Source organism: Pseudomonas sp. Irchel s3f7, from assembly GCF_900187615.1.
In the GTDB taxonomy this organism is placed as follows: Bacteria; Pseudomonadota; Gammaproteobacteria; order Pseudomonadales; family Pseudomonadaceae; genus Aquipseudomonas.
In genome coordinates, this window is the sequence record NZ_FYDO01000011.1 from 25072 (window position 1) to 37885 (window position 12814).

The 12814-nt window shown below is 58.1% G+C and carries 10 protein-coding genes and 1 pseudogene; 5 read left to right on the top strand and 6 right to left on the bottom strand.

Annotation, left to right across the window (positions count from 1 at the left end; translation table 11 throughout):
* Positions 1-14: 14 nt before the first annotated feature.
* Positions 15-1733, bottom strand: a complete 1719-nt coding sequence (locus CKW19_RS11290) for a diguanylate cyclase (protein WP_095057959.1) — start codon at positions 1731-1733, stop codon at positions 15-17.
* Positions 1734-2432: 699 nt separating this feature from the next.
* On the opposite strand from CKW19_RS11290, the gene CKW19_RS11295 reads away from it, so the two are divergent.
* The 4 genes from CKW19_RS11295 to CKW19_RS11310 all read left to right on the top strand — a co-directional run bounded on the left by CKW19_RS11295 (position 2433) and on the right by CKW19_RS11310 (position 5998).
* Positions 2433-3338 (top strand): LysR substrate-binding domain-containing protein, encoded by a 906-nt coding sequence (locus CKW19_RS11295; RefSeq protein WP_095057960.1) that lies wholly within the window; start codon positions 2433-2435, stop codon positions 3336-3338.
* 247 nt (positions 3339-3585) lie between these two features.
* Positions 3586-4332, top strand: coding sequence for an SDR family NAD(P)-dependent oxidoreductase (locus CKW19_RS11300; RefSeq protein WP_095057961.1), 747 nt, complete (start codon positions 3586-3588; stop codon positions 4330-4332).
* A gap of 11 nt (positions 4333-4343) precedes the next feature.
* Positions 4344-4637: an antibiotic biosynthesis monooxygenase gene (locus CKW19_RS29500; protein WP_095057962.1), complete on the top strand. Its 294-nt coding sequence runs from the start codon at positions 4344-4346 to the stop codon at positions 4635-4637.
* Positions 4638-4741: 104 nt separating this feature from the next.
* Positions 4742-5998: a serine hydrolase gene (locus CKW19_RS11310; RefSeq protein WP_095057963.1), complete on the top strand. Its 1257-nt coding sequence runs from the start codon at positions 4742-4744 to the stop codon at positions 5996-5998.
* Between the two features lie 241 nt (positions 5999-6239).
* Here the strand turns inward: CKW19_RS11310 and CKW19_RS11315 are convergent, their stop codons facing one another.
* Positions 6240-7298, bottom strand: a complete 1059-nt coding sequence (locus CKW19_RS11315) for a 3-keto-5-aminohexanoate cleavage protein (RefSeq protein WP_095057964.1) — start codon at positions 7296-7298, stop codon at positions 6240-6242.
* Positions 7299-7615: 317 nt separating this feature from the next.
* Between CKW19_RS11315 and CKW19_RS11320 the strand changes: the two are divergent.
* Positions 7616-8151, top strand: a pseudogene (locus CKW19_RS11320) (transposase); the annotation flags it as partial.
* A gap of 113 nt (positions 8152-8264) precedes the next feature.
* Here CKW19_RS11320 and CKW19_RS11325 read toward each other — a convergent pair.
* The 4 genes from CKW19_RS11325 to CKW19_RS11340 all read right to left on the bottom strand — a co-directional run bounded on the left by CKW19_RS11325 (position 8265) and on the right by CKW19_RS11340 (position 12762).
* Entirely contained in the window at positions 8265-9011 is a 747-nt protein-coding gene (locus CKW19_RS11325; RefSeq protein ID WP_095057965.1) for a 2-keto-4-pentenoate hydratase, read from the bottom strand.
* Complete coding sequence (gene hydA, locus CKW19_RS11330; RefSeq protein ID WP_095057966.1) at positions 9008-10444, bottom strand: dihydropyrimidinase; 1437 nt, start codon at positions 10442-10444, stop codon at positions 9008-9010. Before hydA ends, CKW19_RS11325 begins: the two co-directional genes overlap by 4 nt.
* Before the next feature lie 110 nt (positions 10445-10554).
* On the bottom strand, positions 10555-11688 hold the full coding sequence (locus CKW19_RS11335) for an aminotransferase class V-fold PLP-dependent enzyme (RefSeq protein ID WP_095057967.1): 1134 nt from the start codon (positions 11686-11688) through the stop codon (positions 10555-10557).
* A gap of 177 nt (positions 11689-11865) precedes the next feature.
* Positions 11866-12762: an allantoinase PuuE gene (locus CKW19_RS11340; RefSeq protein ID WP_095057968.1), complete on the bottom strand. Its 897-nt coding sequence runs from the start codon at positions 12760-12762 to the stop codon at positions 11866-11868.
* Positions 12763-12814: the final 52 nt, after the last annotated feature.

Consider the following 12814-nt stretch of genomic DNA (forward strand, 5'->3'; position numbering starts at 1 on the left):
CGTTGCACCACATCCTATGCTGCTTCCGGCGGCAGAGGGGCAAACACCTCGACGGCATTCCTGCCGCCCTTCTTGACGCGGTACATGGCTTCGTCGCCATAGCGCAGCAAATCGCGCAAATTGTCAGCCAGGTCGGGAAATATCACCACGCCAATGCTTGATGAAATGGAGAGTGTTACACCGTTATCCATGACAAAAGGTTGTTCAAGTACCAGGCGGATTTTCTCGGCGACCACAACGGCATCTTCTGCATTTCGGGCATCCGGCAGGAGAATGACGAATTCATCACCGCCAATGCGCGAGGCGGTATCAGACTCGCGCAGCACAGACCCCATACGGGATGCGACCTGGGCCAATAACCAATCTCCGGCCTCATGCCCGTGTTGGTCATTGACCGCCTTGAACTTGTCCAGGTCAATAAACAGTAACGACAGCTTGCGTTTTTCCCGCTTGGCGAGCGCGATCAGTTGTCCCAGCCGATCTTCCATCATTCGGCGGTTCGGCAAACCGGTCATTCGGTCGTAGAAAGCCAGTTTGCGGATGGCTTCCTCAGCAACCTTACGCTCAGTGATGTCCATGGCGATGCCAATCATTGCGGGTCGACCGTTAAGAGACATACTCGATCCGTATACCGCCAGATCGAACAACGATCCATCTATCCTGCGGGCTCGGTATTCGCTGGCCAGGCCCTCGATCCCGCCATCTGGGCTCAAGCGTTTTTGCAGATTGTCATTGAGTAGATCGTGATCACCTTCCGCCACCAGATCGAACACGCTCAGCGATTCAACGAGTTTATGTTGCTCAACGCCGAACATCTGAGCGATTCGTGTATTGGCAAACACTAATTTGTGATCCTGGATGATGTAGATGCCGACTGCTGAAGTTTCCGCCACGCCGCGAAACATCGATTCAGCACGCATGAGGTTCAGGTGTTCCTGCTCGAGGTTGCCAACCAGGGTACCGATCCGCTTTGCGGAGTCATTAAAGGCATCCGCCAACTGACCCACCTCATCATTGGGCCAGTGTTCGATATGGACTTGATAGTTGCCGTTTGCCAGTTCGCGACTGCCCTGCGCGAGCCTCAGCACCGGACGAACGAAGCTTCGCCGGACAATCAGCCACGTCCCTCCCAGGAACAGTATGTCTATCACCAACAACAGATAAGCTATATTCAGCTCGACTTCCTGCTCGCGGTGCATCTCCTTTATCAGTGAGATCATCAGCTGATCGACATCGTCGAGCAAACGTTGTGAATTCTCGGCAAGCGCGCCTATCTGCCTTGCCTCCGGAGGGAAGTTACCGTCGCGCAGCAGCGCCGACTCGATATCTTCGCGGTAGCGCTGCCAGGCGATGCTGATCTCTTCTAATTTGAGCTGCTGTGGCGGTGTCATTTGCCGTATCTGATCGCTATTTGTGTTTCCTCGGTGCATCAGCGTACTGACCGCATCCTCATAGCTCTTGATGTCTGACATCGCAGCCTCCTTGCCGGGAGACCATCCGTTCAAAAAGCTGCTGGTGTTGAGCGCCATCCGGTGACCCAGGTAACGCATTTTGCCCGCAACCCGCATCGTTTCGTCAAAACCGGTGAATTCCGCGAACATGGCGTGCACGACCAGGATGTTGCCAAGCCCGAGCATCAGCAGCGCCAGGAACACAATCCCGATTTTCTTGCCAAGTCCAAAACGGGGCACGGTGGAGGGGCTGGAAGGGCTGGGCTTAAGTTCTTCTGTCATGTTTTTTTGACTCGTTCTCAAGCTGGCTGGACTAGCACCTGAGAGGCAGTTCGTTCATCCCTATGAGCCAGAAACAGGTACTGAAAATAGATATAGCACTTAGCCAGCAAACCACCAAACCAAGACGGCGTTTATCAGACGTAAACAGACGTTGCGGCAGGCCACAACCTGTCAGCTGACATCACAATTCTCGCGCTCCTCTTACCGTTCTGCGTCGGCTTAGCCAAGAGCTGCCATAGTAGGGCATCTATTCAACAAAACCGCTCTGAAATAGGTTGAGTCGCCCGCCGATGAACGATGAAAAACGCTGAAAATTTATGAAAGGCCCCCTTTAAACGCCGCCCCTTACTTGTCTCACAGCCCACCGGGGCTTGGTTCAGACTGAATCGCCCCGGGTTTCGTAGACACCTCCACGCCTCAAAATGAGGCCAATTAGGAGGTGCCATGAGCAAACCGCGTTACCCCGGCCCCGTGCATATCCGATCAAAATGATTACCTATGCCTGTTGCCAAGCACGCGTGCATCGCAATACGTTTGTGCAAGCCGTTCGTGGCAGGTCCCGCAAACGAGGAGAGCCAGAGCGCAGCAACCGAAAAGTACCTCTCCAATTCACATAGACAGGCATCACTCGCAGGATCGCTTTCAGTGCGGGCCCTTTGACAGCGGCTGCTGAACCTACATTCTTTTATCGAGATACCGATGCTTGATCTCAACGACCTGTACTACTTTAAGCTCCTTGCAGAACGTGGCAGCTTCACTGCTGCGGCGGAAATTCTTTCCATACCGACCGGTACACTAAGCCGCAGGCTGAAAGCCCTGGAAAACCATCTCGGCCTGCGCCTGATTGACCGCACCACTCGCCGGTTCGCTCTCACCGAGGCCGGCGAACAGCTCTATCTCTACGCCCGGAAAATTGTCGAACAGACCGAGTCGGCCGAAGCTCATCTGCGCGGCGTGTTGGGCGAACCCGCAGGGCGTGTCCGGATGACCTGCCCGCAAGGGGTCCTGCGTTCGCTGCTTGCGCCACTGCTGCCGGAATTCCTTGCCCGCTATCCCCAAGTCAGCGTCGACATCATCGCAAGCAGCCGTTACACCGATCTAATTGCAGACGGCTTTGATCTTGGCCTGCGTTCGCATGAACAGGACCTGGTCGAGTCGTCGATGGTCGCGCGCCAACTGGCCACCTTGCAGATGGTGCTGGTAGCCAGCCCCCACTACTTTGGCGAGCGTCGGACTGCCAATCCTACAGATGTAGATGGAGTCGACGGTCTTCACCTGGCGACGCATAGCAGCTTAAGCGTCTGGACGTTGCGGGGGCCGGGCGAAGAACAGGCCACGGTACGGTTAAAAAACCGTCTCGGCTCAGACGATGTTTCGCTGCTCAAGGCAGCAGCTATTGCAGGCCAGGGCGTTGCCGTCGTGCCACTGCATACCTGCCGGACGGAACTGGCCGATGGAACGCTCGTGCGGGTCCTTCCCCAATGGGAGGTTTCTCGACGAACATTGAGCTTGATCCTGCCCTCCGCCAGAGGGCTGATGCCAGCGGTTCGGGCCTTTGCCGATTTTCTGATCGAGCGTTTGCCCAGCGCGGTTGAAGGACCGTAGCCGTAATGTCAAATCGGGGGAGATTTCTTCCCTAGGGAAAAAATCTTTCTCGTTTCCCCGTCTTATTCCCATTACATGTTCAAACGTACCCTACGGGCTCTTTCATTCTGGATGCCGGCGGATCATAGAGTCATCGCCGTTGAAGTCCGGTGAATTCCCGATGCGCTAGCCATTCCGTTGGCCCCTTGGTCTTGGTTGTATCCAGCGCATAGATGAGCCAGAAGCAACCTATCTTCAGGAGCAAATGATGAAGCTTGTAAACAGAATTGCGGTTGTTACCGGAGGCTCACGTGGCATCGGCGCTGCCATCGCCCGAAAGCTCGCAGCTGAGGGCGCAATCGTTGCGGTTGTCTATCAATCCGGATTCGATCAGGCACAGTCGGTGGTTCGGGCGATCAGGGAGGCGGGGGGAGCGGCAGAGGCTTTTGCTGCGGATGTAGCGGACGCATCCGCTGTGCGCAGTGCTATCGACATGATCGTCGCGCGTTTTGGCCGCATCGATATTCTGGTGAACAACGCCGGCATTTTCGAGGGACGCAATTTTGCGGACATCGATGCGGACCATGTGAGCCGGCTCTTTGCCGTCAACATGAGTAGCGTATTGCACATGATGCAGGCAGCGGTTCCGCATTTTCCGTCCACCGGCGGGCGCGTTGTGAACGTCTCGACTAACTTGATCTATTCCCCCCGTCCAGGTACGGCCATTTATGCAGCCAGCAAGGCGGCAGTGTCCGTATTGACAAATGGTTTTGCAAAGGAACTCGGCGCGCGTGGGATCACGGTGAATGCGGTAGCGCCCTCGATGACCAGCACGGACATGACTGCGGCGACGCCCGACGTGCGTCGGCAAGCGGTGATCGCAGCGACACCCGCAGCGCGTATCGGTGAGCCCGAGGACATCGCGGACGTGGTCGTATTCCTTGCTTCGGACGAATCGCGCTGGATCACGGGGCGCACGCTCCTGACCGATGGCGGCTTGACTGACTCACTTTGAGTTGAACAGTTATGTATGTTCTCACGGTAGAGCTAAAGATCCGGTCTGAGCGTCTCGCGGACTTTCTGCACGAGCTGTCGAATTTGCGCACGCTGATCGAACGTGAGCCTGACTGCCTGGGGTTTGACGTGCTGCAGAGCGAGGATTGTCCCCATCATGTGTTACTCGTTGAAACATGGAGTAGTCGAGCATATTTTGAAAATGTACAGATGAAACGTCCCTATTACGCCCTCTATTTTGCGCGAGTCCATCCTATGTGGAACGCGGAGCGTCAACTGCATCACTGGTCCGCGGTCGCCCCTTGACGACGTGATCCCAGGGTCCGCAGGCCGCCGGGGAAGCGTTTTTTAGCATGTTACTTGCGGATGTTATTTGTTCAACCACAAAAACCATAATAAGGAAATCTTTCATGTTGCACTCTGATCATTCATCAATCGCTGAGCGACGCCGTGTTCAGGCGGTGACGTGCGTTTCGGCACTGGTGCTGTCGTTAATAGTTTGTTCGAGCCACGCGGATACAACGAAGCCCTACCGCCATGCACAGGAGCCGATTGGTGACGTCGAGACTATGTACAACGGCAAGCTCAGCGAAGACATGGCCGTTAACACCTTCCGCAACATTGATCGCTTGTTCCCTGTGCGCACCATCAAGGCCGGCGGTCATCCCTTTCCATTACCGCGCAGCGGCCAGCCGCTCGGGCCAGTTGCCTTTGACTACAAAGGTAAGCAATACAGCCTCGATGACTACGTCACGCTTAACCATGTAACGGGTCTGTTGGTGCTCAAGGACGGTAAAGTCGTTACTGAACGCTATGAAAAGGGCAATACCGCGGACACCCGGTGGATGTCGATGTCGGTGGCCAAGTCCATCACCTCGACGCTGGTGGGCGCAGCGTTGCAAGACGGTTCGATCAAAAGCCTGGATGACAAAGTAACCAAATACCTGCCTTCACTGGCTGGCAGTGGTTACGAACAGGCGACGGTACGCCAGGTGCTGGCCATGCGCTCTGGGGTCAAGTGGAGTGAGAAATACGCGGATCCGACCTCAGACCGGCGAATGATGCTCAAGCTGCAAATCGCGCAAGTACCCGGCTCGGCACTCAAGTACATGGCCACACGGCCAAGCATCGCGACCCCAGGTACGCTGACCAACTACAGCACCGGGGAAACACAAGTACTGGGGCAATTGGTCAGCGCCGCCACGGGCAAGCCATTGGCGAATTACTTGAGTGAAAAAATCTGGGCACCGTATGGCATGCAAAGCGACGCCAACTGGTGGCTCGACGGCCCCAATGGCAATGAGGTGGGCGGCAGCGGTATCAGTGCGACGCTTGAAGATTACGGGCGCTTCGGACAGTTCGTACTCAGCGGCGGCAAGGCCGGCGACAAGCAGGTACTGCCCAAAGACTGGATGAGTTTCGTCAGTACAACCACTGGCGCGGATGCGGCATATGGCGACTTTGCTTCCATGTGGTGGCCTGCCTGGACAGAGGCTTCGAAGGCAGATAAAGCGTTCACCGCTGCCGGCATTTTTGGTCAGTACGTCTACATCAATCCAACCCACAATGTGGTGATTGTGGTGTGGCAAGCACAGACCAAATCCACCGGTGGCGAGGTCATCGACGACATGGTCGCCTTTGACGCCATCACCAAGGCCGCTCAATAAGCGCAATGCTGTTCGCTTAAGGATTGAATCCGGTAAGCGAAGTGAAACCCTTGTGGCAGTTGTCGAGCCTCAGCGAGGCTGCAATAGCGGTGGGCAAGGCAACATCTATGTTTGCCACGCCAGCCCCATCGCAGCCTGGCTGGGGCTCGACAACTCCCACCTTTTGTTCATAGTTCATGAGCGAATGGGGCCGGACTCATCCATCCAGTCCAGCCCCATATTCGCGCCCTCACAAAATGGCTCAGACCTTCTTGCGCAAGAACCCTTGCTGGGCACCGTTGCGGTTAGGCGCGAAGCCATTGGCCTCCAGGCTTTCTTCCACAGTGTCATAGAACACGCCGATCTTGCTGATCTCGCGCGCCTGCTGGGCGGTGGCGATCGGGCGACCGAACTCGCGGGAAATGCGCACCAGTTGCTCGATCTGCTCAACGGTGGACATTTTATCCGTTTGCGCCTGGTTCCAGAGGTTATCCTCGATGCCGCAGCGCACGTGCAGGCCCATCGCAATGCCCATCATGTTGACCGGCAGCACGTTACGCGTCGAGCTTTCCACGGTAAGCACTGCGCCGTCCGGCACGGCACGCACGATGTTGGCCAGGCTGTAGATGTTAGGCACGTCCATCCCGCCGCCGATCGCCACCCAGTTCATGACCAGCGGGCCCTTGTAGATGCCGCGGCGCATCAGGCGCTCGACCGAGTCGAAGCTATTGATGTTGTAGCACTGGAAGGCACTCTGGATGCCCGCGGCCGTTAGGCGTCGCACGTGCTCTTCCACCCAGCCCGGCTGCGCCGGCACCGTCATTTCCTTGTAGGCGCTGTAGACAGCAGGGTCTTCCATCGAGGTGCCCTTGATGTCGGCGTCATCCCAGTGCTCGACGACGTTCATCTGCGAGGTGTTCACGGTGACCGTAACCTGGTCCGGCTTGGGATCGAGTTCGGCCAGCATATGGCGCGTATCGTCGCTCAACCACTTGGCCGCGGCGCCCTCGGTTTCCGGCGCAAAGCTGATCGAGCCGCCGACTTGAATAATCATCTCTGGAACGGCTTCACGCACACCGGCGATCAGTTCGTTGAACTTCGACAGGCGCTTGGAGCCCTTGCCGTCCAGTTCACGCACGTGCAAATGCAGCACGGTAGCCCCAGCGTTGTAGCAATCCACGGCCTTCTGCACCTGCTCGGCCATGGACACCGGAATGTCCTCGGGGAAATCTGAAGGCTGCCACGACGGTGCATACGGCGCTGCAGTGATGATCAGAGGCTGCTGGTTCTCGACAAAGAGGTGGCCATCAAGGAAGTTCATATAGGGGTCTCTAAAATACTTATTATTGTTGAGCGGAACGTCAGCAAGGCTTGGTGCCGATTATGGTGGCGCGTTCCATCTTGCGATGACAGGGTAGGTATGTTGGCTGATTGGACTGTAAGCCGAGGGCCTGATCAGTCGCTTTTCATCAGGCGACAATGGCATTTCATTTCATGACATATGTTGCGAAAAGTGAATTTCTAGCATGGGCGCCGGTGGACCGGTTTTTAGTGTGGATTCAACCGGTGGGCGCAACACAACTAAATTCTGTGTAAGCAGAAGGAGTGTTGCAGATGAAGCAGAGACCTCGGATCTATTACAACTACGGCACTCGCTCAGAGCGGCGGTTACGCGAAGAGGCCCATTTGAACCTGGCGTATCACTGGTTTTGCCGGTTGAGCCTTTAAGACGAAGTACCCAATCACTCGACCTTTTCCAATAACCGCCATGGCCGTTTTCTGGGCAGTGATCTGTTTCGCTGGTTATTCAATGAAGTGCTGCGTCGCTGCATGGACGCTGGCCTTGTCAAGGGTGAAGGCTGTGCTGTGGACGCCTGCATCATCAAGGCGGATGAGAGTCGGCAGCGCGGCATACCGGGCGATGAACAGATCAACGGGAGCGATCCGGCCCTGAGCAGCCTCGCTGTGCGTGAATATCTTGAGGCACTCGACGAAGAGGCTCTGGCCGAAACACTGCCGAAGTGTTTGTCGCTGAATGATCCACAAGCCTGCTGGACCGCAGCTCCAGGTGGGCCCGCGTTCTACGCTTACTCCACGAATATCTGATCGATACCGAGCAAGGCGTCATCTTGGATGTGGAACCCACACCGGCTCATCGCACGGCGGAGGTCGAGAGAGGAGCCTGAAGGAGTGCCCCTAGGCAAGCCTCAAAAATCCACGCCTTTTAAGCAGGAGCAATACGTCGGCTCGCTCCGTAAACTGGAAATCAGCAAGCCGTTGAAACGCATCACGTCGACAAGGCAACCCGTCCTATCCCGGCAAACTCAACTTCCACTTGCACCCCGGCCGATGCCCAGTAGATGCCGGTCCAGCTACCAGTAGCCACCAGATCACCGGCTCGCAACGGGCTGCCCATTGCTGCAGCGTGACGCGCCAGCCACGGCAGCGAACTCAGCGGCTCACCGAATGGATGGCTGCCTACGCCGACGAACTCAGGCTCCCCGGCCACCCGCAACGTCACCTGTTGTCTTGACCAATCCGGTATTTCCCCCAACGTTTGCGGTGCACCAAGTATCAGCGCGCGGTTGAGTTGCTGGTCGGCCAGCCGAAGCAGTGGCGCGGCCTGGTCACCCTGCAGCCAGCGCGTGCCACACAGCTCGATGCCCGGCATCCACACATCGACCGCCGCACAGGCCATGGCCAGATCAGTGTGTTCGTCGAGGTCGCGGGACAGGCGCACGATCAGTTCTCCCTCGATCCCGAAACCGAAGGCATCGCCCGGAGGAACCTGCCAACCCGACGGGTGTACCGCCATTGCAGGTACTCCGGCGGTGCTGATCAGCCCTCCGGGCGCGCCGCCCAGTTTCCAGGCCGCTGGTGGCCCGGGGGCGATCCAGCCGAGGGCATCCGCTACCTGGTGCTGCACGGCATAGGCTTCGGCTTCGCTAGCCAGTTCCAGGGTTGGCAACGGTTGTTGGCGACCCTCACGCCAACCACGAATCAGGCTGGCGGCCACCTGCGCGACCGCACTCACAAATCCAGCTCGGTCTTGCGTCGGCGCAGTTGCGCGGGCGCCGGGCGCTCGCATGGCAGAAACCGGCCGCGACCCGCCTCACCGCGCGGCTCGCCGTCCCAGACCACCTCACCGCGAGACAGGGTCATGGCCGGCCAGGCGCTCAGCGTCATGCCGGCGTAAGGCGTGTAATCGACGTTGTGGTGCAGCATTTCGTTGCTCAGGTGAACCGACTCACCTTCGTTCCAGATCACCAGGTCGGCATCAGCACCAATGGCGATGCTGCCCTTGCGCGGATACAACCCATACATCTTGGCGGCATTTGTGGAGGTCAGCGCGACAAAGCTTTGCGCGGTGATGCGCCCACTGCGCACGCCTTCGGACCAGAGCAGTGCCATGCGGGTTTCGACACCGGGAATGCCGTTGGCGATCTGGTCGAACGACACCTCTTCACCGTGGGCCTTCTTGCCATCCGGGCCATCGAAACGAAAGGGTGCGTGGTCGGACGAAAAAATCTCGAACGAGCCGTTCTCCAGGCCATCCCAGATCACCTGCTGGTTTGCGGCATCGCGCGGCGGCGGGCTGCAGATGCACTTGGCACCTTCGAAGCTGTCGTCACACCCCAGCGAGTCAGCGGTCAGGAACAGGTACTGCGGGCAGGTTTCGGCGTACACCTTCAGCCCCAGGCTCTGGGCCCAGCGAATCTGTTCCACGGCCTCGCGACCCGACACGTGCACGATCAGGATCGGCACATCCACCAACTCGGCAAGGGCGATGGCACGATGGGTCGCCTCGCGCTCCACCAGCATCGGCCGCGACGCGGCGTGGTAGCGCGGTGCAGTCAGCCCGGCCGCCAGTAATCGCTCGGTGAGCCAGGCGATGCAGTCGCTGTTCTCGGCGTGGAGCATCACCATGGCGCCCTCACGGCGCGCGACCGACAACGTCTCGAGAATCTCCCGGTCGCCCAGTTTCAGCGCATCGTAGGTCATATAGATTTTGAACGAGGTATAGCCCTCGGCAATCAAGGCCGGCAGTTCTTCACGCAGCACCTGCGGGGTAGGGTCGGTGACGATCAGGTGGAAGGCATAATCGATCACCGGCTTGTTACCCGCCCGACGATGGTAGTCATCGACGGCAGAGCGCAGGCTTTCGCCCTTCTGCTGGCAGGCGAACGGGATGACAGTGGTGGTGCCGCCGCAGGCCGCCGAGACCGTGCCGCTGAAGAAGTCATCGGCCATCACCGAGCCGTCGCCCGTCGGCTGGTCGAGGTGCACGTGGCTGTCGATGCCACCGGGGGTGACATGCCGGCCTGCCGCGTCGATTTCCTGGAGACCATGCGCCAGATCCAGGCCAAGGGAGACGATGCGCCCATCACGAATGCCGATATCGCTGGTGAACGTGTCCGCGGCGGTTACCACGCGGGCGTTGCGAATCACCGTATCAAAAGGTTGCATACCAGCCCTCCTCCAGAAGTAACCGGCCCCGGCCGGTCAGGCGGCGCATGTCTACGCCCGTGTTTTTCAACATGTCCGGGACCACGGTGGTAACGGTGTCGAATACCCGCTTAGCTAACCATCACCTCGTCCAGCGCCTGCTCGAGGGTGCTGACGGTGCACTCGATATTGTGCAGCTTTTCGAGTCCGAACAGACCGATGCGGAAGGTCTGGAAGTCGGCCGGCTCGTCGCATTGCAACGGCACTCCAGCGGCGATCTGCAGGCCGTGGTCGGCAAATTTCTTGCCGCTCTTGATGTCGGCATCATCGGTGTAGCTCACCACGACGCCAGGGGCCTGAAAGCCGGTGGCGGCCACGCTTTTGAAGCCTTTGCCGGTCAACATTGCGCGCACCCGATCGCCCAGTGCCTGTTGCTCGCCGCGGACCTTGTCGAAACCGTAGGCTTGGGTCTCTTTCATCACTTCGTTGAATCGCGCAAGGGAATCACTGGGCATGGTCGCATGGTAGGCATGTCCGCCCTGTTCGTAGGCCTGCATGATCTGCAGCCACTTTTTCAGGTCGCAGGCGAAGCTGCTGCTTTGCGTCTGCTGAATGCGCTCGAGTGCCAAAGCACTGAACATCACCAGGGCGCAACAAGGGGAGGCGCTCCAGCCTTTCTGCGGTGCGCTGATCAGCAGGTCGACTGCGCATTTGTGCATATCAACCCAGATCGTGCCTGAGGCGATGCAGTCCAGCACGAACAGGCCACCCACCGCATGCACGGCGTCGCCGACGGCCCGCAGGTAGTCGTCGGGCAGGATAATCCCTGATGAGGTTTCAACGTGGGGGGCGAAGACAATCTGCGGCCTCGAAGCGGCAATGGCTGCCAGCACTTCGTCCAGAGGGGGTGGGGCGTAGGCAGCCTGGCGACCCGCGTCGATCGGTCGGGCTTTGAGCACCGTAGTGGCCGCCGGGATGTTGCCCATCTCAAGGATCTGGCTCCAGCGATAACTGAACCAGCCGTTGCGTATCACCAGGCATTGCTGGTCGGTGGCGAACTGTCGCGCCACCGCTTCCATGCCGAATGTGCCGCTGCCCGGGACCACCGCAACAGCCTGGGCGTTGTAGACCTGTTTCAGGGTCGTGGAAATGTTCTTCATCACACCTTGAAAGGACTGCGACATGTGGTTGAGCGAGCGGTCGGTGTAGACCACGGAGTACTCGACCAGCCCCTCAGGATCGATACTGGGATATAGCTTTGACATGGGGTGACTCCTTTGGCAGAGATGTCAGTGGTATCGACCCTGCCCTAAGCCTTGGCAAATGACAAGATTGCTCGGGATTGAATGGCGACTTCTGTCGAGCGGCTGGCTGTTCCCCCTGAACTCTTTCACCACAGTGGGGATAGCATCATTTTTTGATCCGGCGTGATTGCCACGCAATCACGCTCGTTCAAGCCAGGCACGGGCAATTTCTTCGCGCGTGGCAAACCAGACACCGCCGTGTTGCTTGGCAAACTCGATAAATTGCTTGATCGCCCTTACCCGCCCGGGACGGCCCACCATACGTGGGTGCAGTCCAATCGACATCATGCGGGGTCCGTCAGCCGACTCCTCATAAAGGACCTCGAAGCTTTCTTTCATGTATTCGAAAAAGTCCGATGCCTGCGAAAGCCCCGGAGAATTCCAGTAGCGGAAATCGTTCACGTCGGCGGTGTAAGGCACCACCAAGTGACGCTTACCTTCAACCTCGACAAAGTAGGGAACGTCGTCGTTGTAGGCATCGGAATCGTAGAGAAAACCGCCCTCTTCCGCGACCAGCCGTCGGGTGTTGACGCTGGCGCCATAGCGGCAATACCAGCCCACAGGGCGTTTGCCACAGGTGCGCTCGAACGATTCGATTGCCAGGCGCATGTGCTCACGCTCCTGTTCTTCGGTCAGGCGAAACACTTCCTCCCAGCGATATCCGTGGCTGCAAATTTCATGACCACCGGCTACCGCCGCACGGGCGACATCGGGGTTCTGCTCAAACGCCACTGCGCAGGCATGAAACGTCGCCCGAACCGATTGCTGGTCGAGAATATCCAGAATTCGCCAGATTCCGACGCGGGAACCGTACTCGTACATCGATTCCATTGCCAGATTGCGGGTGCCGTCGGGTATGGCGTAACTGCCCCATTCGGTCATCGACTCCTGGTCCGGGTCGCCCATGGCCAGCGAACGCTCGGAACCTTCTTCGTAGTTGATGACGAGGCTGACGGCCAAACGCGCACCATTTGGCCAAGTGCCTTGAGGGCGTTTTTTACCGTAACCGATCAAATCGCGGGCAGGTGAAACCATCGGAATGTACTCCTGAAATTCTGACTATTGGATCAAGGGTAAAAACAGGGGT

Bases quoted from the DNA above. Each gene is read 5' to 3' on its own strand.
- CKW19_RS11335 (WP_095057967.1), bottom strand. From the start codon at position 11,688: ATGTCAAAGCTATATCCCAGTATCGATCCTGAGGGGCTGGTCGAGTAC.
- CKW19_RS11300 (WP_095057961.1), top strand. From the start codon at position 3,586: ATGAAGCTTGTAAACAGAATTGCGGTTGTTACCGGAGGCTCACGTGGC.
- CKW19_RS11340 (WP_095057968.1), bottom strand. From the start codon at position 12,762: ATGGTTTCACCTGCCCGCGATTTGATCGGTTACGGTAAAAAACGCCCT.
- CKW19_RS11315 (WP_095057964.1), bottom strand. From the start codon at position 7,298: ATGAACTTCCTTGATGGCCACCTCTTTGTCGAGAACCAGCAGCCTCTG.
- CKW19_RS29500 (WP_095057962.1), top strand. From the start codon at position 4,344: ATGTATGTTCTCACGGTAGAGCTAAAGATCCGGTCTGAGCGTCTCGCG.
- CKW19_RS11310 (WP_095057963.1), top strand. From the start codon at position 4,742: ATGTTGCACTCTGATCATTCATCAATCGCTGAGCGACGCCGTGTTCAG.
- CKW19_RS11295 (WP_095057960.1), top strand. From the start codon at position 2,433: ATGCTTGATCTCAACGACCTGTACTACTTTAAGCTCCTTGCAGAACGT.
- CKW19_RS11290 (WP_095057959.1), bottom strand. From the start codon at position 1,733: ATGACAGAAGAACTTAAGCCCAGCCCTTCCAGCCCCTCCACCGTGCCC.
- hydA (WP_095057966.1), bottom strand. From the start codon at position 10,444: ATGCAACCTTTTGATACGGTGATTCGCAACGCCCGCGTGGTAACCGCC.